23 protein-coding genes, 1 tRNA gene and 1 other annotated feature are annotated in these 23,617 nt (G+C 42.9%); of the genes, 13 read left to right on the top strand and 11 right to left on the bottom strand.

The genetic code is table 11. The annotated features are described in order from the left end of the window. Positions 1 to 51 precede the first annotated feature (51 nt). Both F7734_RS40875 and F7734_RS40870 read right to left on the bottom strand, forming a co-directional pair. A complete protein-coding gene (locus F7734_RS40875) occupies positions 52 to 1,392 on the bottom strand; it encodes a PrsW family glutamic-type intramembrane protease (protein WP_155750129.1) in 1,341 nt (446 codons plus the stop codon). Between the two features lie 235 nt (positions 1,393 to 1,627). Continuing rightward, a complete protein-coding gene (locus tag F7734_RS40870) occupies positions 1,628 to 2,596 on the bottom strand; it encodes a glycosyltransferase family 2 protein (protein ID WP_155750128.1) in 969 nt (322 codons plus the stop codon). Between the two features lie 142 nt (positions 2,597 to 2,738). Between F7734_RS40870 and rplS the strand changes: the two genes are divergently transcribed. The 8 genes from rplS to rplL all read left to right on the top strand — a co-directional run bounded on the left by rplS (position 2,739) and on the right by rplL (position 7,117). Next, complete coding sequence (rplS, locus tag F7734_RS40865; protein ID WP_155750127.1) at positions 2,739 to 3,101, top strand: 50S ribosomal protein L19; 363 nt, start codon at positions 2,739 to 2,741, stop codon at positions 3,099 to 3,101. Between the two features lie 153 nt (positions 3,102 to 3,254). Further along, positions 3,255 to 3,327 (top strand) — tRNA-Trp (locus F7734_RS40860). Positions 3,328 to 3,501: 174 nt separating this feature from the next. Next, positions 3,502 to 3,723 carry a preprotein translocase subunit SecE gene (gene secE, locus F7734_RS40855; protein ID WP_166482463.1) on the top strand — a complete coding sequence of 74 codons (222 nt, stop codon included), beginning with the start codon at positions 3,502 to 3,504 and terminating at the stop codon, positions 3,721 to 3,723. Next, on the top strand, positions 3,723 to 4,355 hold the full coding sequence (nusG, locus tag F7734_RS40850; RefSeq protein ID WP_155750125.1) for a transcription termination/antitermination protein NusG: 633 nt from the start codon (positions 3,723 to 3,725) through the stop codon (positions 4,353 to 4,355). The genes secE and nusG overlap by 1 nt, the downstream gene beginning before the upstream one ends. 6 nt (positions 4,356 to 4,361) lie before the next feature. Next, positions 4,362 to 4,787: a 50S ribosomal protein L11 gene (gene rplK, locus F7734_RS40845; protein WP_155750124.1), complete on the top strand. Its 426-nt coding sequence runs from the start codon at positions 4,362 to 4,364 to the stop codon at positions 4,785 to 4,787. Positions 4,788 to 4,929: 142 nt separating this feature from the next. After that, positions 4,930 to 5,646, top strand: coding sequence for a 50S ribosomal protein L1 (gene rplA / locus F7734_RS40840; protein ID WP_155750123.1), 717 nt, complete (start codon positions 4,930 to 4,932; stop codon positions 5,644 to 5,646). Between the two features lie 110 nt (positions 5,647 to 5,756). Then, positions 5,757 to 5,956: a sequence feature (ribosomal protein L10 leader region), on the top strand. 94 nt (positions 5,957 to 6,050) lie between these two features. Beyond that, entirely contained in the window at positions 6,051 to 6,602 is a 552-nt protein-coding gene (gene rplJ, locus F7734_RS40835; RefSeq protein WP_155750122.1) for a 50S ribosomal protein L10, read from the top strand. Between the two features lie 119 nt (positions 6,603 to 6,721). Continuing rightward, entirely contained in the window at positions 6,722 to 7,117 is a 396-nt protein-coding gene (rplL, locus tag F7734_RS40830) for a 50S ribosomal protein L7/L12 (protein ID WP_155750121.1), read from the top strand. A 57-nt stretch (positions 7,118 to 7,174) separates the two neighbouring features. Here the strand turns inward: rplL and F7734_RS40825 are convergent, their stop codons facing one another. The 4 genes from F7734_RS40825 to F7734_RS40810 all read right to left on the bottom strand — a co-directional run bounded on the left by F7734_RS40825 (position 7,175) and on the right by F7734_RS40810 (position 13,718). Next, positions 7,175 to 7,366 carry a hypothetical protein gene (locus F7734_RS40825; protein WP_155750120.1) on the bottom strand — a complete coding sequence of 64 codons (192 nt, stop codon included), beginning with the start codon at positions 7,364 to 7,366 and terminating at the stop codon, positions 7,175 to 7,177. Positions 7,367 to 7,776: 410 nt separating this feature from the next. Then, positions 7,777 to 8,859, bottom strand: a complete 1,083-nt coding sequence (gene psbA, locus F7734_RS40820; RefSeq protein ID WP_155750119.1) for a photosystem II q(b) protein — start codon at positions 8,857 to 8,859, stop codon at positions 7,777 to 7,779. Between the two features lie 226 nt (positions 8,860 to 9,085). Continuing rightward, positions 9,086 to 10,627 (bottom strand): MBOAT family protein, encoded by a 1,542-nt coding sequence (locus tag F7734_RS40815; protein ID WP_155750118.1) that lies wholly within the window; start codon positions 10,625 to 10,627, stop codon positions 9,086 to 9,088. A gap of 76 nt (positions 10,628 to 10,703) precedes the next feature. Continuing rightward, a complete protein-coding gene (locus F7734_RS40810; protein WP_155750117.1) occupies positions 10,704 to 13,718 on the bottom strand; it encodes a DUF1574 family protein in 3,015 nt (1,004 codons plus the stop codon). A 288-nt stretch (positions 13,719 to 14,006) separates the two neighbouring features. On the opposite strand from F7734_RS40810, the gene F7734_RS40805 reads away from it, so the two are divergent. The 3 genes from F7734_RS40805 (at position 14,007) to F7734_RS40795 (ending at position 17,845) form a co-directional block, all read left to right on the top strand. Next, complete coding sequence (locus F7734_RS40805; protein ID WP_155750116.1) at positions 14,007 to 14,243, top strand: hypothetical protein; 237 nt, start codon at positions 14,007 to 14,009, stop codon at positions 14,241 to 14,243. Positions 14,244 to 14,347: 104 nt separating this feature from the next. Further along, complete coding sequence (gene ppc / locus F7734_RS40800; RefSeq protein ID WP_155750115.1) at positions 14,348 to 17,500, top strand: phosphoenolpyruvate carboxylase; 3,153 nt, start codon at positions 14,348 to 14,350, stop codon at positions 17,498 to 17,500. A 96-nt stretch (positions 17,501 to 17,596) separates the two neighbouring features. Further along, entirely contained in the window at positions 17,597 to 17,845 is a 249-nt protein-coding gene (locus F7734_RS40795; RefSeq protein ID WP_155750114.1) for a hypothetical protein, read from the top strand. A 120-nt stretch (positions 17,846 to 17,965) separates the two neighbouring features. Here the strand turns inward: F7734_RS40795 and F7734_RS40790 are convergent, their stop codons facing one another. Beyond that, the gene (locus F7734_RS40790) at positions 17,966 to 18,349 is read right to left on the bottom strand and encodes a hypothetical protein (protein WP_155750113.1); all 384 of its coding nucleotides are present in this window, start codon (positions 18,347 to 18,349) and stop codon (positions 17,966 to 17,968) included. Between the two features lie 264 nt (positions 18,350 to 18,613). Here F7734_RS40790 and F7734_RS40785 point away from each other — a divergent pair, with 264 nt between their 5' ends. Next, complete coding sequence (locus F7734_RS40785) at positions 18,614 to 18,916, top strand: DUF4090 family protein (RefSeq protein ID WP_155750112.1); 303 nt, start codon at positions 18,614 to 18,616, stop codon at positions 18,914 to 18,916. A gap of 64 nt (positions 18,917 to 18,980) precedes the next feature. Here F7734_RS40785 and F7734_RS40780 read toward each other — a convergent pair whose 3' ends face one another. From F7734_RS40780 to F7734_RS40765, 4 genes are all read right to left on the bottom strand, one after another. Then, complete coding sequence (locus tag F7734_RS40780; protein ID WP_155750111.1) at positions 18,981 to 19,580, bottom strand: nucleoside triphosphate pyrophosphatase; 600 nt, start codon at positions 19,578 to 19,580, stop codon at positions 18,981 to 18,983. Between the two features lie 88 nt (positions 19,581 to 19,668). Continuing rightward, complete coding sequence (gene psbP / locus F7734_RS40775; protein ID WP_155750110.1) at positions 19,669 to 20,214, bottom strand: photosystem II reaction center PsbP; 546 nt, start codon at positions 20,212 to 20,214, stop codon at positions 19,669 to 19,671. Between the two features lie 141 nt (positions 20,215 to 20,355). Next, positions 20,356 to 20,574 (bottom strand): ketohydroxyglutarate aldolase, encoded by a 219-nt coding sequence (locus F7734_RS40770; RefSeq protein ID WP_155750109.1) that lies wholly within the window; start codon positions 20,572 to 20,574, stop codon positions 20,356 to 20,358. A 237-nt stretch (positions 20,575 to 20,811) separates the two neighbouring features. Then, complete coding sequence (locus F7734_RS40765; RefSeq protein ID WP_155750108.1) at positions 20,812 to 21,975, bottom strand: S8 family serine peptidase; 1,164 nt, start codon at positions 21,973 to 21,975, stop codon at positions 20,812 to 20,814. A gap of 678 nt (positions 21,976 to 22,653) precedes the next feature. Here F7734_RS40765 and F7734_RS40760 point away from each other — a divergent pair. Then, complete coding sequence (locus tag F7734_RS40760) at positions 22,654 to 23,472, top strand: SDR family oxidoreductase (protein WP_155750107.1); 819 nt, start codon at positions 22,654 to 22,656, stop codon at positions 23,470 to 23,472. Positions 23,473 to 23,617 lie beyond the last annotated feature (145 nt).

Here is a 23,617-nt window from a genome sequence, read left to right as displayed (position 1 = left end):
GAGCGAGTTTTCCATACTCATGCGTCGGCACTAAAAATCACACAGTTAGCATTACGAACCATGGAAACGGGTTGCGAAATTTTGCGATCGCGTAGGTGACAAAGAACGTGCTTTAATAATCGCCGATCCCAATAAAACATAAGACATTCCACCAACCACCACTAACAACCCTAAAACGAAAATTCCCAAACTGTCTGCTAGTCCTGCACTGCTGTTCCACAACCCATGTAACGCTGCCGCGCTCAAATATCCTACAATCAAAGTTCGCCAAGCCTGACGGGGTTTAAGAATACTCAAGCCAATACAGTAGCCAAACCACCCACTCCAAGCCAAATGCCCTGCGACTTCCCCCAAGATTCTTGGAATCAGCAGTTCCAATCCTGCTAACAGCCCTGCTTGTTCTCCCATCTCTCTTGCCACTTGTGCAACAGTACCAGGCACATATTGACCCAACGTTTCAAATAATGTAAACCCCACAGCAGAGGCGCTTCCCAGCAAAATTCCATCCAGGGGTTCCCACACACCGATGCGTTCCCGTTTGGGAGAAGATAGGATTCTACCTAAAAAATAAAATACAAAGATTGGTAAGGCTTTAAGTAATTCTTCTAATAACCCAGCACCAAAGAAGTAACGAATAAATAATTGTGGAAAGGGGAGAGTGCTCGGATCGTTGGGCACATTTCCAGGAAGAAGCACTCGAAATACAAATATAAATAAATGCAGTATGGGGCTTGCCAAAATGACGATAGTAAAAATTATGGAAGCAATCAGTACCCACCAAGGTTTCGGCTTCCCACACAATCTATAAACAAAGTATAAAACAGCACCAGCCAAATAAGAACCTAGTAAGAACTGATATGTACGTCCCTGAACAAAAAACAACAGCACCACGAAGATGACGGTGATGATTCCTGGTATCAGGTAAGCTTTGCGCGTCAGGTCTTGAGGTGGTGACAGGATAGGAAGCAATTGTGACCAGCTTGCTTCACTGTCTGTATTAGATGATTTTGCTGCTACTTGAGTTGGCGAAGCAACAGGCTGTGGTGCTTTTACAGACTGTTGGTTGTGTTGGTACTCAAAGACAAATTCCGGTCCATTGCTACCAAACATCACGCGATCGCCTACTTGCAATTCCTGGCTACCTTGCAAAGCATAACCATTCAAAAAAGTTCCATTAGCACTATTTAAATCCCACAGCACATAACTTATTCTGCCATCCGGTGTTTTTGATGGGCGAATGGATGCGTGTCGTCGCGAAACCATTCCATAGAGATTGGAACTGAGTACTATCTGACAGTTGGGGTCTCGCCCAATAACTATTTCACCCGTTGCCAACAGCGAGTAAGAATTGTTTCCACTGCCAGATACCAAACGCAGAAAAGCAATACTCATGTAGGTATATCCCCTGCCCACCTGTTTAAAAATTGAAAATTGAACTTTTACAGCACGTATTGTGACTACCAAAAATTGAGTTGCGTAGCAACTTAGTCAGCAACACTACATCCTTAATACCATCTCTTTACACAAGATTCCCAAAAAACATAGTTAATTTTTGCACTTACGTTGTGGACTACTACGTCCATAGGTAATATAGCTGGCGGTTCGGGAGCCGTGTCTGCAAAATGTGCTAAATATTTATCAATACGAATTTGCGAATATAAGAATTGTACTTTTTTAAGCGCCTTGCCAAAATAGCGTCTAACAAAAGTCGCCAAGCATGGCATGAAAAAATACAAGGATCGAAAATTTTCAGAAAACTGTTAATGTTTCTACTTTTAAGAGCAACTATAGTCCAGTGTAGTTTTAAGTAACTTTTGATATCTTGAAGAGGCAAAATATCTTGACGGTACTTTTCATCCACGAGGGCGTGAATTTTTTCCTTCATTAAAATATTTGTGTCTAACCTAACTTTTAGGGAAATTTTTTGATCGTAACCTCCAGTCCAAACAGTGCGATAAGCAAGACATTGATTGAGAAAAATCGCATCCCCATGTTGGGCAATGCGAATCCATGAATCAATATCATCACAACTGGTTAATTCGACATCCCACCCTCCAATTTGCAAGAAAGCCTCACGGCTGCAAGCAACTTGAACGGGAGTACCAAAAGGAACAAGTTCTAGTAGCATACCGTAGTGAATGTCTGTTTGCGGGATATAGTAGGCTAGTCCCGGACCGACAACAGGCGTGCGGCTCTTTTCAACTCCATTGATATCTACCCGAGCAGCAACGCAAGAGCAAATGACTGCGCTTTGTCGCAGTGCGATCGCTCTTACCATTTCTTCCAAACAGTTGGGACTCAGGTAATCATCATCATCCAAAAACTTAATCCAGTCGCCACTGCTGACTTTGACGCCAGCGTTGACTGTTGCTGCATGACCTTTGTTTACCTCATTGCGATGATAAACAAGGCGTGGTAAATTGTCATGACATGACAGTTCAGCGCTTAAGCTTTTCAAGTAATCTTGAGTGCCATCAAGCGAACAGTCATCAGCAACAACCAGTTCGCAGGGAAACGTCTGGTTGAGCACGGAGTTAATTGCTCGTTGCAACAACGTTAAACGGTTGTAGGTCGTTATCACGACGCTGAATTTCATAGATCGGAGTCTCGCGGCTTAGCTCTCTATAGTCCATTTTCCATCTAGCACCGTTATACTTAGTAAGTGCTCCCACTAAAATAACTAGACTGAATGCTAGTTGTCGATTTATTATTGTTGATTGTGAGTTTTTGCACCGAATATGAACGCTCAGGAGATCATCCGCTCTATAGAAGCGGAGCAGCTAAAATCTAATTTGCCCCAAATATTTGTGGGTGACACAGTCAGAGTCGGAGTTAAAATTAAGGAAGGCGACAAATACCGCGTCCAGCCCTATGAGGGAGTTGTCATTTCCATACGGAATGGTGGCATTAACGAAACAATTACAGTTCGTCGCGTATTCCAAGGTGTAGGCGTCGAACGTGTTTTTCTACTGCATTCCCCACGGATAGACAACATCAAAGTACTGCGTCGCGGGAAGGTTAGACGTGCTAAGCTTTATTACCTACGCGATCGCGTAGGTAAGGCTACCCGGATCAAGCAACGCTTCGATCGCGCTCTGTAACATCAACAGGCAAGAAACTTTGGGAGAAAGCTCAAGAAAAAGCGGCTTTAGCCGCCATAAAGAGTTCCATCGACCAAAGTTAACTAAAAAAGTAGCCAATTTATGTTATCCTAGTGTAAACTAGTAAAGGTAACTCAATAAGAAGCAGCTTGTGCGCTCTTAGTTCAGTTGGTAGAACGCAGGTCTCCAAAACCTGATGTCGGGGGTTCAAGTCCTCCAGGGCGCGCTGTCAGCTAAGACAATGCCCGAAACTAAAGCAGTATCTGCTAATCAAGCAGTATGACTTATAGATTTCGGGTATAGTTTTTGTGTTTGTAGCGAAGGGCTTCAAACAGGCAGGAGCTGTTACAAAAAAAAGTAATAGGCAGCGTCTATGTAATGAATGGGGGAGACAGCGATCGTGGCCAAAAAAAATGAAGCAGAAATGACGGAAACAACCAACTCTTTGGGACTTCCGAGCTTCTTCCAAGGACTCAAGGAAGAATTTGATAAGGTGGTTTGGCCTAGTCGGCAGCAGCTAGTGAGCGAATCAGCCGCGGTTTTGTTAATGATGGCACTCTCCGCATCCCTAATATTTCTAGTAGATAAATTTTTTACTTGGGCAGCACAACAGGTGTTCTGATGACTTATGCAACAGACGGTGAGCGTGATGCAACGCTACAGTCAGATGAGACCGCAGATTCAGCGTCAAAAGAAGCTCGGTGGTATGCAGTTCAAGTCGCTTCAGGTTGCGAGAAGCGAGTCAAGACAAATTTAGAGCAGCGCATCCAAACTTTTGATGTAGCTGATAAAATTGTCCAGGTGGAGATACCTCATACACCAGCAGTGAAAATCCGTAAGGATGGTTCTCGCCAGCATACAGAGGAAAAAGTATTTCCCGGCTATGTTCTTGTCAGAATGCTGATGGATGACGACACTTGGCAGGTAGTACGCAACACATCTCACGTGATTAATTTCGTGGGAGCAGAGCAAAAACGTGGGAGTGGCAAAGGTCGCGGTCACGTAAAGCCAGTGCCACTCAGCCATACAGAAGTCGAAAGAATCTTCAAGCAGACCAGCGAGCAAGAGGCAGTTGTCAAAACTGACATGACTGCAGGTGATAAGATAAAAGTGCTTTCAGGTCCGTTTAAAGACTTTGAAGGTGAGGTGATTGAAGTCAGTCCTGAACGGAGTAAGCTAAAAGCTCTGCTTTCGATTTTTGGGCGGGATACACCAGTAGAATTGGAATTTAATCAGGTAGAGAAACAGAGCTAATCAAACATGGCGAAAAAAGTAGTTGCGGTCATTAAGTTGGCCCTAAATGCTGGGAAAGCCAACCCAGCACCGCCAGTTGGTCCAGCATTGGGTCAGCATGGTGTGAACATCATGATGTTTTGTAAGGAGTACAACGCCAAGACAGCAGATCAAGCTGGAACGGTAATTCCGGTAGAAATTTCGGTATATGAAGACCGGAGTTTTACCTTCGTTCTGAAGACTCCTCCTGCTTCAGTACTCATTACTAAGGCAGCAAAAATTGACAGAGGCTCCAGCGAACCAAACAAAAAGAAAGTTGGTTCCATTACAAAAGAACAATTGCGTCAAATTGCCCAAACAAAATTGCCTGACCTCAACGCCAACGATATCGACGCGGCGATGAAGATTATCGAAGGCACTGCCAAAAACATGGGTGTAACAGTTCAGGATTAGTTAGTGGTTAGTGGTTAGTGGTTAGTGGTTAGTAGGAAAAAACCAACAAATAACAACCAACAACTATCAACTATCAACTATCAACTAGAAAAAATTATCGGGGGAGAGGCATGGCTTCGTAAATAGACCCCAGGAGAAAAAAATGGCGAAAAAAGTATCGCGCCGCTTGCAGGCGCTTCTAGAAAAAGTAGAAGACAGAGATTATCAGCCTTTAGATGCGTTAGCACTGCTCAAGGAAACGGCTACAGCAAAGTTCCCGGAAGCAGCAGAAGCACACATCAGGTTGGGTATTGACCCCAAATATACTGACCAACAACTGCGGACAACTGTGGTATTACCCAAAGGAACGGGGCAAACAGTAAGGGTAGCAGTCATTGCCAGAGGGGAAAAAGTTACAGAGGCTAGCAACGCAGGTGCTGATGTTGTCGGTTCAGAAGAACTGATTGACGAGATTCAAAAAGGCAGAATGGACTTTGACAAGCTAATAGCTACACCTGATATAATGCCACAGGTAGCAAAGCTAGGTAAGTTACTCGGTCCTCGCGGTTTGATGCCATCCCCTAAAGGTGGAACAGTCACATTTGATATTGCAAGTGCGATCGGGGAATTTAAAGCAGGTAAACTAGAATTCCGAGCTGACCGTACTGGTATCGTCCATGTTATGTTTGGTAAGGTATCCTTCACACCAGAAGATTTACTGGTAAACTTGAAAGCGTTGCAAGAAACCATCGATCGCAACCGCCCTTCAGGAGCAAAAGGTCGTTACTGGCGAACAATGTACGTATCTGCTACAATGGGACCTTCGATAAAAGTCGATATCAACGCCCTACGCGATATGAAACAGGCTGAAGGTGCATAATGGCTAATGGCTAATGGCTAATGGCTAATGGCTAATGGCTAATGGCTAATGGCTAATGGCTAATAGAAAACTGACAATTAGCAATTAGCAATTAGCAATTAGCAAATCAAAATTAAATACAGCGACAGCCGGAGACAGCAGGTGCAATTAGCTTAATATCCTGCCGAGGTTTGCGTTCTAAATGCTGAAAGTACAGCCTTTAAAAAGGTTGATGTACAGTGGCATAAAGACGATAAAGTAAAGACGTATTGTTAAAAACGTATTTACTCTAAAACCCCGGCTGCGAGAGCTGGGGTTTATTGTTTTTGTAGCGAATTGCTAATAGCTATTCGCTAATGGTAAAAAGCACAATTAACTATTAGCAATTAGCCATTAGCAATTAGCAAAATAAGGAGGTGATAAAGATGCCAAGAACGATAGAAGATAAACACGCTATAGTAGCCGATCTCAAAGAAACTTTGAGTGAGTCGCAATTAGCAATAGTCATTGACTATCAAGGGTTAACAGTTGCTGAAATTACAGATTTACGAAGACGCTTGCGTCCTGCTGGAACTGTTTGCAAGGTGACTAAAAACACCCTGATGGGTATTGCCATTAAAGACCAAGAGAAATGGCAACCATTAGAAGAACTACTCAAAGGTTCTTCTGCCTTTTTGCTAGTAAAAGAAGATTTTTCTGCAGCAATTAAGGCTTACCAAGATTTCCAGAAAGCCACCAAGAAAACAGAAGTTCGTGGCGGCGTCATGGAAGGTCGCTTGTTGAAAGAGCCTGATATCAAAGCTTTGGGAGATTTGCCATCCAAAGAGCAACTCATGGCACAAATTGCTGGAGCCATCAATGGTTTGGCTACCAAGATTGCTGTTGGCATCAACGAAGTTCCAGGTTCTCTCGCTCGTGCTTTACAAGCTGTCGCCGATAAGGAAAAAGGCGGCGGTGAAACTGAAAGTGCTTCTTAGTTAGTAGTTAGTAGTTGATAGTTAGTAGTTAGTAGAAAATAAACAACTAACAACTAACAACTAACAACTAACAACTAACAACTAACAACTAACCAATCAACATTACAGGAGTTATAACAATGTCCGCAGCAACCGATGAAATTTTGGATAAATTAAAAGGACTAACTTTGCTCGAAGCAGCTGAGCTAGTCAAGCAAATTGAAGAAGCCTTTGGCGTCAGTGCTGCTGCACCCGCAGGCGGAATGATGATGATGGCAGCACCCGGTGCTGGTGCTGCTGCTGCTGAACCAGTAGAAGAGAAGACCGAGTTTGACGTTATTCTTGAAGCAGTTCCCGCCGATAAGAAGATCGCCATACTTAAAGTTGTACGTGAATTGACTGGTTTGGGTTTGAAAGAAGCAAAAGACTTGGTAGAATCTGCGCCTAAGCCTGTTAAGGAAGCGATCGCTAAAGATGCTGCTGAAGCTGCTAAGAAACAAATCGAAGAAGCTGGCGGTAAGGTTACTGTTAAGTAATTCGTGATTTGTAATTCGGAATTCAATACTGCGTAGGTTTTGGATAAAAACACGCAATTACGTAGGTTGGGGAGCCAGCCCTGATAGCGAAGCGTGGCGCGAATGCGCCATAGGAGGGTTTCCCTCCGTAGGGGACTGGCGTTTGAGGAACGAAACCCAACATTTATCGGCATTTGTTGGGTCTCGCTGTCGCTCGACCCCTACTACAATTTCTCTCAGCTCTTGCAGTATTGATTCGGAATTTGTCATGGCTGAGTTCATTACAAATTCCAAGCCACAAGTTTCAATCTATCCAAAACAAAGCAGCACCCAACGATGAATCTCAACTTGGGTGCTGCTTTGTACCCACATTCCGCACTTCAAAATGTAGTACAAAGAGCCAAACGAGCCTTCTCAGATATATGTAACTAAAGATACAAAAAAACCTTCAGTGATTCAGCATTGAGTTGGCATGAAGAAATCAACCGAAAGCAAAGTATAAAAATTTATGAAAAATTATCAGTACTGTGTTTGCACCTTACCTGTAACACCAGATTTTTTCCTTGATTGAACGCTGTTAGCCTTGACAACATAAAAGCGCCCTCTCAAATGAGGGCGCTTTTACTTACAAAAGAGACGCTGTTTGCACGTTGTCGTGTTACTAGACTCTAGATTAAGGATTAACCGTTGATAGCAGGAGCGCTGATTGCAACAGGAGCGACTTCACCAGCAGCCAAATCGAGAGGGAAGTTGTGAGCGTTGCGCTCGTGCATCACTTCCATACCCAAGTTAGCGCGGTTGAGGATGTCTGCCCATGTACCAACTACACGACCTTGGGAGTCAAGTACAGACTGGTTAAAGTTGAAACCGTTGAGGTTGAACGCCATGGTGCTGATGCCCAGTGCGGTGAACCAGATGCCGACTACTGGCCATGCTGCCAAGAAGAAGTGCAAGGAACGGGAGTTGTTGAATGATGCGTATTGGAAGATTAAGCGACCGAAGTAGCCATGCGCTGCTACGATGTTGTAGGTCTCTTCTTCTTGTCCGAACTTGTAACCGTAGTTCTGAGATTCGGTTTCGGTGGTCTCACGAACCAAGGAAGAGGTGACCAGAGAACCGTGCATTGCACTGAACAAGGAACCGCCGAATACACCTGCTACACCTAACTGGTGGAAGGGGTGCATGAGGATGTTGTGCTCTGCTTGGAACACCAACATAAAGTTGAAGGTTCCGGAGATACCCAAGGGCATACCGTCGGAGAAAGAACCTTGACCGATAGGGTAGATCAAGAACACTGCGGTTGCGGAAGCCAAGGGTGCAGAGTAAGCTACACAAATCCAAGGACGCATACCCAAGCGGTAGGAAAGTTCCCACTGACGACCCAGGTAGCAGAAGCAACCGAGCAAGAAGTGGAAAATTACCAACTGGTAAGGACCGCCGTTGTACAACCACTCATCCAAGGAAGCAGCTTCCCAGATAGGGTAGAAGTGAAGACCGATGGCGTTAGAAGAAGGAACAACGGCACCAGAGATGATGTTGTTACCGTAAATCAAAGAACCTGCAACAGGCTCGCGGATACCATCGATGTCTACAGGAGGAGCAGCGATGAATGCGATGATGAAGCAAATGGTTGCGGAAAGCAGTGTGGGGATCATCAATACGCCGAACCAGCCTACATAAAGGCGGTTTTCGGTAGAAGTAATCCATTCACAGAACCGCTCCCATACATTTCCGCTTTCGCGACGTTGTACAGTTGTGGTCATAATTTTGTTATGAGTGCTTAAATTGCTTAACTAAATGCAACACAGGATTAATTTAGTCCTGTATTATTCTGACTGTACATGAATTTACTAAATTTGAACTATTCATATAACATTTAATTTTTTTATACATAAAATTAGTTTTACTTATGTATATTTTGAAATCTGTGTAGGGTGGGCATTGCCCACCACACACAAAAATTTATGGTGTCATTGCCCATCACACAGATTAAAAGTCGAAGTAGATGTAAGGTAAACTGCCATCTGGGGCAAGCAGCCAGACACCGTACAGGCATAAAGGTACAAACACAAGCTTGAGAGGCCAGTTGAATTGTAACTTCAAAGTCTGCTTGAAAGCGTAGACCACACCCATTAGGGTAGCTAAAACACCTAGCAGAACCATCAGTTGGAACTGACTGATGTTGAGGGCTTCTACGTATACCTTTTGAGCAAATTGGGCATTGGCTGGGTAACCGAAAAGACGCTGAAAGACGAAAGAGGAGTCATTTAGATTCGGCAAGCGGAACCAAATCCATGAAGTGAAAACCATGAGTTGCGTAAGCAGCCAAGCCAAAAATGTACCCAGTGGCTTGTGCCAAAAGTTTTCCAAATCCTCATGGCGATCGCTAATAGCATCCGTGAGACGGTGAACAATCAAGGCTAACCCGTGAAACAAACCCCAAACCACAAAACCCAATGCGGCTCCATGCCAAATGCCAGCAATTAACATGATAATCAATAAATTCACGCAAGTCCGATCCAAACCCTGGCGAGAACCTCCCAAAGGGAAGTACAGATAATTTCTCAGCCAATCGCCCAAAGTCATGTGCCAACGCCGCCAAAAATCAGCAATGCTAGTACTGAAATAAGGAGATTTAAAATTTTCTGGTAAAACCAAACCAAAGAGCAGAGCACTACCACGGGCGATATCAACATAGCCGCTGAAATCTAAGTACAATTGCAAGCCATAAGCAAATGTCGCTAACCATAAATCTACGCTACCTGCCTGTGGTAAATTACCAAAACACAAATCCACAAAAATTCCCAAATGGTCTGCTAAAATCCGTTTTTTCGCAGCACCTTTAGCAATGAGCCACAATCCTTCTGCAACCACATCAGGACTTGGAAAGCGGAGATTTTGAAGTTGGTTGCTTAAGCTATGAAAACGAGTAATTGGTCCCGAAATGAGTTTGGCAAAGAAAAATTTATAAACTGTAAATTTCAGAAAATCCTTAGTAGCTGGCGCACCACGATAGACATCAACTAAATAGGAAATACATTCAAAAGTGAAAAAAGAAATTCCTAAAGGAGCAATTAATTTAAAAGAATCAGACGTAGAATTTGTATGCGTAGAACTATGAAATAAAAAATTTAAGCTAGGCTGTAAATACTTAAAAATAAGTAGTAGCAAAACATTTAAAGCTACACCAAACCACAAAAGATTTAAACGACGACGGTTCCAATCAACTTGGACAAAACGCCAATCTTCATTAGAAAGTTGCCAATCCAAATTATGTTGTCCGGGAGAAGTATTTTCACCAATTTCTCGTCCCAAACGAAAGTTAATATAAATTAATGCAAATAACAAAGGAATATACTGAATTTGTGCAGGCAACACCGTTGCGCTAGAATTGCCTTCCCCTAAAGAAGCATAAAAAACAACACTAGCAATAAGTAAAGTCCACAAGCGCAATTTCTGTTCTCCTACAGACCAGTATATTCCTAGAACACTAAGCAAAAATAGCCCGTATAAAATTGATATTAAATTCATTTTTGGTTATTGGTTAGTGGTTAATAGTTAGTTGTTAGTGGTTATTGGTTAATTGTTAGTTGTTATTGGTCACTGGTCACTGAGTTGGCCAAGGAATCATTGCGTCTTTGGCTAGCTTTTTAGAAACTTCATATGCGCCATAACGATTGAGGTGACTGGGATCGGAAAAGAAATTGTTGGCTTTGGGCCAAAGTTGACTCAAATCCCGGTAAACGAAGTTTGGGTGTCCGGCTAAGCTCAACATATAGTTCTGAAACTCTTTCTCATATTTCAACCGCATGGAGTCCAGATACTCAGCAGTGAGAGGCATATTCACAAACACTAGGGAAATGTTATGAGTTTCGGTAAATGCGAGTACCGATCGCAAAGCGTTCTCTTGTTCCCCTTGAAGCCTGAAATATTTGTAGTCGTTGTCATAACTACCAAGAACTTTTGGGTGTCGGCTGTAGTATTTGTCAGGTTGAAAGCGGATGGACAATGGTAAAAATCCATCAAAATCAACTGCTTGCTGTAAATTCTCCTCTGCGGATTCCGTTTGATTTAATTTTGTGCTATTTGATATTAAATTAATATTTAATCCTGGTAAAGATTTTAGTTGTTGGTTTAAGAGTTGTTTGAGCCGATCGCGTTGTTGGTAGCTAGCAGATAAATTGCCTATTCCTTGATTGAGCCATCCCTCAACAGCTTTGTAGCCAATAAAACTTTCTTTTTTAGCTATCTTTGTTGTTTCTTGTTCCTGTCCAGCTGCGATCGCACTTTCATCCTTTTTAGAGTGTGCTTTTTCTAACATTTTCTGGTATCCTGCTGATGCCGCAATTGTTTTAAAAGTCATATCTTCCCGACCGCTGTTAAAAGCACGGGAACCATCAGCCCAAAGAATCAGCTTTGGTAGTTGCGATCGTTCAAGAACTTGACGAAGGATAAAATCAACAACTTGTGCTGTAGCACCATTGATCCCAAAGTTGAATACGTCAACATCCGAGTAACCTTCTTTCTTTAAAGCTTCAGAAAGAGCTTTTGGATCTATTCCCCTAAGAGCACGGGAAGACCCAATAATCAGTACATCAGGTGGGCTACCTTTTTTTTGCAAACGATGTTTGTAAAGTACGAGTTGTTCATCCAACTGACGGGCATTAAAACTTGGCATTTGCGAACGTGCTGCCAAGAGAATAGCAGTTGAATTTGCCCTTTGTTTGACAGGTGCAATTTCTAGAGTTGTGTCTTGCTCGTCGTTGCTTGGTTGTGTAAATCCCGACGAATTAAAACCATCATTATTACGCGAAGCTTTAGACGTGTTGGTAAAAAAGATTGCACTGTCACCCTGCTCGTTACCATTGTTCTTAGAGAACCTAAAGGAAGCAGATGCAACATTTGCAACTGTCGGGGTTGGTGGTGTATTGCGAGCAATGATTCTACCCAAAACCCAATCTGATTGTAACGTCAGAATTAAGCCCAGTGCTCCCCAAACCAAAGCCACGCGTATTCCTTGTGAATTGGCTGATTCTGCTTGGAAGTGGTCGTTGTCAGCAAATAAATGTGTTCCGATAAGAAACTTTCTGACAGAAGTGCTCCAATCCCGTGCGACTTGTGCAACAAAAGTTTGAACTTCCTCTGGTGTTAAATCGGGACGAAGAACTGGTTCGCTATCTGTAGCCGGAAGCAGTTCGCCAACATACGCAGAAGTAGCAGCAAATTCTGGAGTAGCTTCCGGTACTAAGCGCTGGCGTTCCTCAAAATCAACGCCGTAGTTCCAGAAAGGTTCCTTATTACCAGCCCGACGACCGTAAATCCGTATTCCTATAACACCAGAAATTTTTAACTGACTTACAAACTGGGCAATTTTACTTGCTACTTGTTTCCGTGCAGGACAAACAGGTGCGTCGCACATAACGTGTAACAAATCTTCTTTGCGCCGTAGGAGTACGCGAAGACCACCTGTTTTCAGACGTAAATCTAAGTCAGGATTGAGCAGACGCTCGAGTAAGAAGACGAGGGCAGGTTCATCTCCAGTCGTCGCCAACTCTAAAGCGGATGCTGTAAAGTTTGGATTCTCACTAGCAGGTAAAGTAGACCAATCTACCCAAGCAGGTTTGTTATCTGTGGCTGTTTTGCGTCCGTATATAGCAACCGCCACAATACCTTGAGGGGCAACTAAGAGCAAAAGAGGTTTGATTTTTTCCAAGCACAATGCCTGTTCTGGTGCAGTAGCAGTGCCCAATGGGTCAAAAGCTGGAGTGCAAAATATATGCAGTGTTGTTTCTTTTAGAGTGGCTTTTACAGCAATTTTCAACTCTGCCAAAGTCTCATTCAGCAGCATTGAAATTGCCTGTATATCCCCCCAACGCGCCCATTCTCGAAGCATCACCTCTGATGGTGTCAAATCTACCCGCAACAGCCAATCTAGGGCAGGTTCACCACTCACTCGCGAGGCAATTACAGCATCTTGATAGCCAGAAAGCTTTAGGTGCCTTAATTTTTGGGCTATTGGTTCGCCAATTAAAGATGGATCGGGGCTGTAACTCGACTCACAGAATATCCACAGGCGGCTTTCTTTTTGCTCGGTTTGTCCTGTTACCTTCTGCTGAATAACCTTAACTTCCACGGACACACCAAAAGCACTCATGGTTTCGCTGAGGTAACGCGCAATGGCGTCTGGCTGTCCTTGGCGTGCCAAACTCTCGTTAGAAACAATAAGCGCCCCACCCGGACTGACTGCGGCTGGTTTTTTGATCCCAGATTTTTCAACGTCTTGTAACAGCGATTGATGCACCTGTTCGAGATGCCGATCCAATTGATTGAGATGCACCCTGTGACACCATTCGGGTTTCTTGTCCCCTTTTCTGCGTCCGTAGACGAGAACTTGGTAAATTGCGGGTTGCTCTGCACTTGTCAGCACATCCAAATCTGTTTGCTGTAGTGCTGTCAGCAAGTCAGACAGAGTTTGCCACTTTTGAGGGCATTCCGGACCTTCACAGAGAATGTGCAGGTCATTTCCTCGCAATCGGATTTTTACCCCGAAAGTGCTAATCCCTGTTGCTTGGCTTACCCATTGCAATAAGGATTGCTGGCTAACTGGTAAGAGTTTTTTCATCTAAAAACCTCCGGAAGCGGAGAAATCGTGTGTCTTTAAATCGCTTTGGTCGCGTGTTTTTGATAGACTGGCCACTGATTTAGTACCTAATTCCCAACTTTTAATTGCTAATCCCTTGTAAACTAGAACCATAGAAGCACAATATGTAACTTTTTTTAATACTTCTGTTACCTTCTTTTCTCAGAAAATCGGCAAAGATAGTTTTGTCAGGTTAATTCTGCTTTCTGCCTTCTTCATATTGATTTTTTCGTTTCATTGCTTTTATTCTTTCTACAGGAAGAAATACCAATGCCGCCCATAACCTCTAAATCTTCTTCTGACACTGGATTAGACCTACTTTTGTTTACCATCCCTCAGTATGCCCTCTTACAAGTTGGTACAGCGTCTATACTACTGCTGTTACTAGCTTCAAAAACCACCGTAGAAACCCTGTATGCGATCGGTGAAGCTAGTGAAGAATTGTTTCGAGGCGATCGCCTCCCCATTCTCAACTTCCCAGACCAAAGCGAAACAAACAAAAGTTAAAAAATATACTCTTGCCGTTGAAAAATCTGTGGCAAACTCCATGACTGGAAATCTCCAAATTCGAGAAATATTAGAGATATTAATTTCCTTAACCCACTAAAGGTATGAGTTTCCTTTTATACTCTTATTCATCTCAGGATGTGAATATCTACCCCGCCTCCGAAATGTTTCTACGCCATCGCCTCCAAATTGTAGAGGAGTTGTGGGAGTCAGTTCTCCGACAAGAATGCGGTCAAAAGATGGTGGACTTATTACGGCAGCTGCGAGATTTATGTTCTCCAGAAGGACAAGCAATAGATAACCAAGCCTCCTCTGTATCTAAGTTAATCGAGCAACTCAATATTAATGAAGCAATTCGGGCAGCTCGTGCCTTTGCGTTGTATTTTCAGCTGATTAATATCATAGAGCAGGATTACGAACAAAGACAGCAATTAAGCCGCTATGAGGTAGCAACAGAAGCAAAAACGCAAGAAACTCTACCAAATTTTATTTATTCCTCAAATCAAGAAGAAGCTGAAGCACCACTGAACAGTGGATTGGGAGCAGATATCCTTACAAAAAGTTGGCAGGCAACTTCCCAAGGAAAACAGAAAGGCACTTTTACAACTTTGTTTCCCCAGCTATTTAAGCTAAATGTACCGCCGCAGCAAATTCAACGTTTAATAGCACACTTAGACGTGCAGTTGGTGTTTACGGCTCACCCAACAGAAATAGTTCGTCATACAATTCGCGACAAACAGCGCCGAGTCGTACAACTCCTACAACAGCTGGACTCTGTGGAAAAGCGCTCTTTTAACGAGCAACATATTGCTGGGAATCCCTCGTGTTCAATTTCCTTCGCTCAAGACGTGCCGAAATCATCCCTGAAGGGGGGCGGATACCCATGGGAAGTAGAGGAATTACAATCCCAATTGCTTGAGGAAATTCGCTTGTGGTGGCGTACCGACGAACTTCATCAGTTTAAACCTTCGGTGCTAGATGAAGTAGACTATGCCTTGCATTACTTCCAAGAGGTGATTTTTGATGCAATTCCACATCTGTACAAACGGTTTAAATACGCTTTAGCTAACACTTTTCCATGGTTAGAACCACCAAGCAGAAACTTTTGTCGCTTTGGCTCTTGGGTGGGTGGCGATCGCGATGGAAATCCATCAGTTACGCCGGAAATAACTTGGCAGACAGCTTGTTACCAACGCAATATCGTTTTGGAAAGGTATATCAAGTCAATCAAGCAACTGATTAACTTGCTCAGTTTATCACTGCACTGGAGTGATGTTTTGCCAGATTTACTGGAATCCTTGGAGCACGAACAGTCTCAATTGAGCGAAGTCTACGATAAACTGGCTTTGCGCTATCGCCAAGAACCCTACAGGCTCAAATTGTCCTACGTCCAAAAACGGTTAGAAAATACACGCGATCGCAATTTGGCTCTTTACAAAGGCGAAAAATTAACGAATGAAAATTCCCCCGTGTATCGATCGGGAGACGAATTTTTAGCAGAACTGCGCCTAATAGAACGGAACTTGACAGAAACAGGTTTAAGCTGTAAAGAATTAGAAAATCTGATCTGTCAGGTAGAAATTTTTGGCTTTAACTTAACACATCTAGATATTCGCCAAGAATCTACCCGTCACTCAGACACTTTAAATGAAATTTTGGAATACCTTGGAGTTCTGAAAGTTCCATACAATGAGTTATCCGAAGAAGAAAGAGTCGCTTGGTTGACAGCAGAACTTCAAACCCGCCGCCCGTTGATTCCAGCAGAACTGCCATTTTCGGAAAAAACAAACGATGTCATTCAAACTTTACGGGTAGTGCGATCGCTACAACAAGAATTTGGTCAAAATATCTGTCAAACATACATTATCAGTATGTGCCGCGAAGTGAGCGACGTACTGGAAGTATTGCTACTGAGCAAAGAAGCGGGACTGTACGATCCCGGTACTGCTATTGGCACCATCCAAGTCGTTCCCCTGTTTGAAACGGTGGAAGATTTACGTCGTTCAACCAGCATTATGACGCAACTGTTTGCCTTACCGCTGTATCGTGCTTTGTTGGCTGGTGGTTTTGCAGCAGCAAACAACGAGGATAAGGAGATAAAGGGACAAGAAGACAAGGAGAAATTCCCCGCCACTCGTTCCCCACTAACGCCTAACTTACAAGAGGTGATGTTGGGGTACTCTGATAGCAACAAAGATTCTGGTTTCTTGAGCAGTAACTGGGAAATTCATAAAGCTCAAAAATCTCTACAAGGAGTAGCGGAAGCATATGGTGTAGCTTTACGGATTTTCCACGGGCGTGGTGGTTCCGTAGGACGTGGCGGTGGTCCGGCATATGAGGCTATACTGGCTCAACCCGGACACAGTATCAACGGGCGGATAAAAATTACGGAACAGGGAGAGGTTTTAGCTTCTAAGTATTCTTTGAGAGACTTAGCACTTTATAATTTAGAAACAATCACCACTGCCGTGATTCAAGCGAGTTTGTTGCGAACTGGGTTTGATGATATTCAACCCTGGAATGAGATCATGGAAGAACTCGCAGCGCGATCGCGCAAACACTACCGCGCTCTAATTTACGAGCAGCCTGATTTTATTGACTTCTTCCATCAAGTTACGCCCATCGAAGAAATCAGCCAGTTGCAAATCAGTTCGCGTCCGGCACGCCGTCCTTCTGGTAAAAAAGACTTAAGTAGCTTGCGAGCAATTCCCTGGGTATTTAGCTGGACGCAAACTAGATTTTTGCTACCTTCCTGGTACGGTATGGGTACAGCTTTGCAAGAATTTTTAAACGAGGAACCAGAAGAACACCTGAAATTACTAAGGTATTTTTACATTAAGTGGCCCTTCTTTAAAATGGTCATTTCTAAAGCAGAAATGACTTTGGCAAAGGTAGACTTGCAAATGGCGCGACATTATGTTGACGAATTATCAGAACCAGAAGACAAAGCCCGTTTGGAAAAGGTTTTTGAGCAAATTGCCAGCGAGTACTACCTGACACGGGATTTTGTTTTGCAAATTACAGGGCATCAACGACTTTTAGACGGAGATCCGACATTGCAGCGTTCCGTACAACTCCGCAATGGTACAATTGTGCCATTAGGATTTATACAGGTATCCCTCCTCAAACGCCTGCGTCAAGCCCGAACAAACGTGACTTCCGGAGTTATTCACTCTCGTTACAGCAAAGGTGAGTTACTGCGGGGAGCATTGTTAACAATCAACGGTATCGCCGCCGGAATGAGAAATACTGGTTGATGCTAATGGCTAATGGCTAATGGCTAATGGCTAATGGCTAATGTTGAATTAACAATTAGCAATTAGCAATTAGCTATTAGCAATTAACAATTAACAATGAAAAACCGAATCTTAATCTGTACTTTTTTAGCTTTACTCTCAGGGTTTTTTGGTGGTTATGTGGGGGGACAAATCACCCTGAGCCTTCACAATCAGAAGTGCCAAAATCAACCATGGGGATGGAAACAGATGTGTGGTGCTTGGACAACTCCAGGCGCAATATGGCAAGGAAGCACAACTGGACTCTGGACAGGAACTATCTTAGGCGCTTTCGTTGGTGGTTTAGTCACTAAGCGAAATGGTTAGTGGTTAGTGGTTAGTGGTTAGTGGTTATTGCGTCTACTAACAACCAACAACTAACCACTAACAACCAACAACCAACAACTAACCACTAACAACCAACAACCAACAACCAACAACTAACCATTACTCAGTTGGTGTAGCAGGTGTTTGTGGATAACTCAAAGTTTTCCAAGAGCTTGTGCTAGTATCAAAACAACGCCAAGCCCCTGTAGAAGTATCCCGGTAGCAGAAAAGGGAGCGATCGCCAGCGTTAAAGTTATCAGTTAAAAAGTATACAATCCCTCTAAAAGGGTAGATTTTGCGACTCAGCCGCTTAGCTACTGCTTGGTTGGGACATTCTACGACAAATACTGGTTGTCCATCGAAGTGGGCTAAGGAAAAAATACACATCCGCAGAATCGCTCGCAACCAACTTTCTGAGTTATCAAAATAATCATCAATGATTTTGTTGGTGAGAGCTTTTTCTAAGACACGGTCTTTTTTATAAGGAGTGTGAGGGTCTGACATAGCGCAACCTATTGCTTTACCGTTGGTTTGAGATTAAACCAAAAGCTCTAAAAGTGACAAGCGTATAGCAATCGTTTGAGCAAAAATTAGCAAATATACTTAAATATAAGACAAAGTGCTTACCTCAGTAGAAGCTATTTTCTTGGAAATTGCGTAAAATGTATATAATAAAAAGCTACATATGTAAAAAGGTTATAGTTTTTGGTATCTGCATGTCCACAATACTTGGTAAAATTTACTGAGTAATTGTGCTCCAATTTTGTCATGACAACTGAAATTAACCAAAACGATCAAACGACCAAGGGTGCTGATGCAATTGATGAAGCGATCGCACGCGGAATTGATTTCGATGGTTCTGCCATTCCTCCCGCTAAGTTGGAGCTGTATCAGAAAGTCATGGGACTAGAAGCAAACAGACAGCGCAGTGGGGTCTCAAATACAATGCGATCGCGCATTGTGAGAATTGGAGCAAAACACATTCCCCAAGCAGAACTCAATCAAATGCTAGAAGACGCAGGTTTTGCCCCTTTGAAAGAAAAAGAAATTGCTTTTTATTATGGTAAATAGTTAGTGGTTAGTGGTTAGTGGTTAGTGGTTGTTCTACTAACAACTATCCACTAACAATTAACAACTAACTATTTTTCCAAAAATCTGTAATTTTATACCCCAGTTCCTCTAACATTTGCCGCAGCAGGGGTAAACTCAATCCGATAACATTACTGTGGCAACCTTCAATTTTTTCCACAAACAAACTACCATAACCTTCAAGTGCAAATGCACCAGCACATTTGAGAGGTTCTCCGGTAGCAACATAAGCATCAATCGTGCTTGGTTCAAGTTTTGCAAAGTAAACTCTTGTAACCTGGCACTTCACCAACCTAATATTTTGAGAGAGATCGATTAACGCATGACCCGTGTAAAGGTCGCCAAAAGTGCCTTGCATATTTTGCCAGCGTTGGCGTGCTTCTTTTGCATCTGCAGGTTTGCCATGAATTTCTCCCCCTATAGATAAAACAGAATCACAACCCATGACTAAAGCATATTGAAACTGGGGAGCCACAGTTGCTGCTTTTTTTTTCGCTAACGTTTGCACCAGTTCTGCGGGATCGCTCAATTGAACTTGAGACTCATCAAAATCACTGGGGCGAACTATGGGTTCAATTCCAACTGTTTGAAGAAGACGGCGTCTTGCAGGAGAAGCAGACGCTAGTACAAAAGGTGGAGTGTACATAAAAAATTGTTAGTGGTTAGTGGTTAGTGGTTAGTAGTTAGTAGAACAACCAACAACCAACAACTAACAACTAACTACTAACCATTAACTAATATACAGAAAAAGAATTTACAGATTCTTCGATTAATTTTTGAACTCTGCGCCAGCGTTTTTCAGGAACGGAAGCGTTAAAGGTGAAAAGCTTACCACGGCTGACTGCTACATTGGTAATGTTGTGGCGTTGTTGATTTCCGGGAAATTTAACCAAATACTCCAATTTATAGTAAGTCTTGCCGTTATATTCTCGTTCTTGAGCATTGACTAATTCAGCTTCACGACCCGATCCTTCAGGCGCAAGGGCATTTTTTCCCAATTTGTAACCGATTTCCCCGGGTGTTCCCAGTTCTTTTAGAGTTTTACCTTCTGGAACAGGGCTAATCACGACAGAGACATTTTCACTTGTTTCGATGATGTCATGAAAAACCACGTCGGGTCCGTTGGCGACTTTAACTTGCACCCAGCCGTTAGGATATAAAAACTCATAGCCCTCAGTAGTGTCAACATAGCTTTTGAGACCAGCTGCGATCGCTACATCAGAATGACTGAGACTGAAACTAAACACCAATAGCAAAATGAATGCAATTCGTTTCCACATGGACAATATTCCTTTGGGCTGGTTGCCAAACTAGGCAAGTCTAATTTCTCATATTTATTGTCTCATTAAGAGTTACCAAACCGATGCTAATTCCTGTCCGCTCTTATACGCAGCTGACAGTTGAATGCTTATGAAACACATTTAAATAGCTCTCATATTTCGAGAAATTTCTACAGCAGCAACACCTTCTATCTGAGAGAGGGTTTCTAGTTGTGTAGAATCAACCGAGCCAGAAATAACTCCAACCTCTGGCATCACATTTTCCACACTCATGCCAGCTGCTTGTAGATTTGTGACTGCGTCTAAAATCTGGTGTAAATGCTCGTCATCTACAGAAACGACAATATTCACCGTGGACATGAGCAACTCCTCCGCTCGCTTGGCTGAATCCGAACATATTGGTTCTGATTATCAGTTGCCAGGGCAGGGCACTGCCCTGATAACTACATATTGCCACAATAGGGATCTATTCTAAAATAGTGCTTAGACTGTATAATCACAAGTAAACGCACTATTTGAGAGTAGGCATTTGACTGGGATTGTTTGTCAAACTACACTCTAGAATGATTAAGAAATCTAAAATGCTGATGCAATAATCTACTTGGGAGCCTGAACAAGTCCAATGCCAACATCGGATGTAAATAGGTCTAGGCGCTGAGCATTTTGAGTCAGAATCCACCAAAGTTCCCGTCCTCTGAGTCCAGTGACCTGAGCGTAGAGAGCAGCTATCCCAGCAACGTGTGGCGTAGCCATACTGGTGCCATTAAAACGGTCATACTTACCTAGTAATGGAACACTAGAGTAGACATCTACGCCAGGACCTGCAATATCAACATGACCTCCGTCTGGATTAATTCCGGCGTCGGAAAAATAGGCAACTTGAAGTTGGGAATCTAAAGCTGCAACTGCCATAATCGACGGACAGTTTGCAGGAGAATTAACTGGATTACGTATTCCGTTGTTTCGGTCGCTAGAATTACCAGCTGCGGCAATAATTAAAGTACCTCTGTTAAGCGCTCTTTTAGCAACAGTTTCATAAACTTGAGAGAATGGTTCTCCTGGTTCTACTGAACCACCCAGAGACATGGAAATAATGTCGCACCTGTTAGCGATCGCCCATTCAATACCTTGGAGCACTGAAGAATCAGAACCAGAACCATCGTTGGCGAGAACTTTACCGACATAGAGAGATGCATTGTAAGCAATTCCATAACGAGGTAACTGACTGGGTTTGTTGGAACCACAAGATGTCCCCGCACAATGAGTCCCGTGAGAATCTCCATCTTGCACTTCTTCGCCGTCAATAAAGGACTTACTGACGATGCTCCTTCCCTGGAAATCAGGGTGTTTAAAATCTATACCTGTATCAAGAATCGCCACACGAATGCCACTACCATCAACATTTGGCTTTAAATTTGCCACTCCTGTTGCCTGCAAGCCCCAAGTCACGTGTGATTCGTCAAATTCGGCTTGAGATGTAACACTTCGTGCTGCGGTCATTTTACTGGTAGGCTCACCTAAAGCATAAACATACCTTTCTGGCTCAACAGCTAAAATTGGGCTATCGTCACCGCTAGCGTCTGCCAATTCTTCTGGTGGAACATCCACCACCGCTACACCGAGATTCTCAAAGCTGACAATGTCGTCTGTACCTCTAGTGCGAGTTGTGCTTGCTAGTGTTCTGACGCCTTCATTAACCGCGTTTTCACGGAGCAGTACTATGCTTCTACCTGTTGTCCGAGGTTGATTGGAATGAGTCATTTTTTACTTCCTTGAATGAATCTAACTAAACCAAGAAGATGTGAAAGTTTTCTCCCTACGAAAATGCAGACGAATTGCTGCATCTGAAATCATAGTAGTTGCAAGTTTTTTGGTCTTATGCAATTTATGCAATCTAGGCAGATGTTAATGCATTACTCCCTTTCTGCTCCAAAATTACCGATTTTTATAGGGTGGGCACTACAAACCAACAGCGAATGTGTGGTATAGCCCTACCTACGTTATTCGGTAACCTTTTGGCAGTTCGGGAGTAAGCTTCTAGTAAGCTACTTGGGAGCTTGAACAAGTCCAATGCCAACACCGGATGTAAAGAAGATGTGAAAGTTTTCTCCCTACGAGAATGCAGATGAATTGGCTGGATTTTGAAATCGTAATAGTTGTAAATTTTTTGGTCTTATGCGAGCGCTCAATTCTGATTCAATACTGCGTAGGTTTTGCTTAAAAATACGAAAATACGTAGGTTGGGGAGCCAGCCCTGATAGCGAAGCGTGGCGCGAATAGTCTTTTTTACGTCGAACTCAGGTATTAAAATATTACCTTGTCTCAACGAAACAATGGGAAGAGAGAAGAAGTAGGAAAGATCTAACGGGAGTCGGAAGGTTTCTAAAATTTTGTTGCTCACACTAATAGACAGTCAATAGAGTTTATTAGCACCAGACTATGGCTCCCACAGTACTTATTACAGGTAGTTCTCAAGGTATAGGAAAAGCAACCGCGCTTCTGTTTGCCCGCAAGGGATACGATCTTGTACTGACTGCACGTCGTATTGAGCTTTTAGAAAGCGTAGCGCAAGAAATACAAACTCTCGGTCACCAAGCACCACTCATAGTTTCTTGTGATGTGACAGATGCATCACAAGTCAATACATTGGTGGAAAAAGTATTGGAGCGTTTTGAATATATTGATGTATTGATAAACAATGCAGGTAGATTTGCAGAAGGTCCCGTAGAAGCTTTTTCACTAAGCGATTGGCACGACATTATAGATCTAAATTTGTGGGGTTATATTCATACAATTAACGCCCTTTTGCCTCATTTTCTCCAACGCAAAAAAGGAACTATCGTAAATCTCAGTTCTATTGGTGGCAAAGCGGCAACACCATACCTAGTCCCTTACTGTACTAGTAAGTTTGCTGTTACAGGTTTAACAGAATCATTACAGGCGGAATTAAAACCCAAAGGTATTCACGTTTGCGGTATTTACCCAAATTTAATTAAAAGTAGTTTAATGGAGAGAACTGTTTTTCGCGGAAACGACGAACAGGATGCTCAAAGCCGTCGAGAACAACTTGAAAATATCTTAAAATTACCTGGTGTGGAGAAGCCTGAAGATGTAGCAAATGCTATTTGGGATGCCGTTAACCACCATAAATCTGAGGTATTAGTAGGTTCGGCAAATGTTTCCCAAGGATTCAATAAATTATTTCCTAGCCTGCTACAATGGGCTTCTCGACAAGCTTTGAAGAATAAGGATAATTAATGGTTAGTTGTTGGTGGTTAGTTGTTGGTTGTTAGTGGTTAGTTGTTGGTTGTTGGTGGTTAGTTGTTAGTTGTTGGTTGATAGTTGTTAGTTGTTGGTTTTTACTTGTAAGTTATGGTCGATGTTTTATAGGTTGTAGTATAAT

Source organism: Scytonema sp. UIC 10036 (assembly GCF_009725235.1).
This window is presented reverse-complemented; position numbering and strand designations above follow the sequence as displayed.

Bases quoted from the DNA above. Each gene is read 5' to 3' on its own strand.
- F7734_RS40760 (WP_155750107.1), top strand. From the start codon at position 22,654: ATGGCTCCCACAGTACTTATTACAGGTAGTTCTCAAGGTATAGGAAAA.
- psbA (WP_155750119.1), bottom strand. From the start codon at position 8,859: ATGACCACAACTGTACAACGTCGCGAAAGCGGAAATGTATGGGAGCGG.
- F7734_RS40780 (WP_155750111.1), bottom strand. From the start codon at position 19,580: ATGTACACTCCACCTTTTGTACTAGCGTCTGCTTCTCCTGCAAGACGC.
- rplJ (WP_155750122.1), top strand. From the start codon at position 6,051: ATGCCAAGAACGATAGAAGATAAACACGCTATAGTAGCCGATCTCAAA.
- F7734_RS40785 (WP_155750112.1), top strand. From the start codon at position 18,614: ATGACAACTGAAATTAACCAAAACGATCAAACGACCAAGGGTGCTGAT.
- F7734_RS40870 (WP_155750128.1), bottom strand. From the start codon at position 2,596: ATGAAATTCAGCGTCGTGATAACGACCTACAACCGTTTAACGTTGTTG.
- ppc (WP_155750115.1), top strand. From the start codon at position 14,348: ATGAGTTTCCTTTTATACTCTTATTCATCTCAGGATGTGAATATCTAC.
- rplS (WP_155750127.1), top strand. From the start codon at position 2,739: ATGAACGCTCAGGAGATCATCCGCTCTATAGAAGCGGAGCAGCTAAAA.
- F7734_RS40875 (WP_155750129.1), bottom strand. From the start codon at position 1,392: ATGAGTATTGCTTTTCTGCGTTTGGTATCTGGCAGTGGAAACAATTCT.
- psbP (WP_155750110.1), bottom strand. From the start codon at position 20,214: ATGTGGAAACGAATTGCATTCATTTTGCTATTGGTGTTTAGTTTCAGT.
- rplL (WP_155750121.1), top strand. From the start codon at position 6,722: ATGTCCGCAGCAACCGATGAAATTTTGGATAAATTAAAAGGACTAACT.
- rplA (WP_155750123.1), top strand. From the start codon at position 4,930: ATGGCGAAAAAAGTATCGCGCCGCTTGCAGGCGCTTCTAGAAAAAGTA.
- nusG (WP_155750125.1), top strand. From the start codon at position 3,723: ATGACTTATGCAACAGACGGTGAGCGTGATGCAACGCTACAGTCAGAT.
- F7734_RS40795 (WP_155750114.1), top strand. From the start codon at position 17,597: ATGAAAAACCGAATCTTAATCTGTACTTTTTTAGCTTTACTCTCAGGG.
- F7734_RS40765 (WP_155750108.1), bottom strand. From the start codon at position 21,975: ATGACTCATTCCAATCAACCTCGGACAACAGGTAGAAGCATAGTACTG.
- F7734_RS40825 (WP_155750120.1), bottom strand. From the start codon at position 7,366: ATGACAAATTCCGAATCAATACTGCAAGAGCTGAGAGAAATTGTAGTA.
- rplK (WP_155750124.1), top strand. From the start codon at position 4,362: ATGGCGAAAAAAGTAGTTGCGGTCATTAAGTTGGCCCTAAATGCTGGG.
- F7734_RS40770 (WP_155750109.1), bottom strand. From the start codon at position 20,574: ATGTCCACGGTGAATATTGTCGTTTCTGTAGATGACGAGCATTTACAC.
- F7734_RS40815 (WP_155750118.1), bottom strand. From the start codon at position 10,627: ATGAATTTAATATCAATTTTATACGGGCTATTTTTGCTTAGTGTTCTA.
- F7734_RS40810 (WP_155750117.1), bottom strand. From the start codon at position 13,718: ATGAAAAAACTCTTACCAGTTAGCCAGCAATCCTTATTGCAATGGGTA.
- F7734_RS40805 (WP_155750116.1), top strand. From the start codon at position 14,007: ATGCCGCCCATAACCTCTAAATCTTCTTCTGACACTGGATTAGACCTA.
- F7734_RS40790 (WP_155750113.1), bottom strand. From the start codon at position 18,349: ATGTCAGACCCTCACACTCCTTATAAAAAAGACCGTGTCTTAGAAAAA.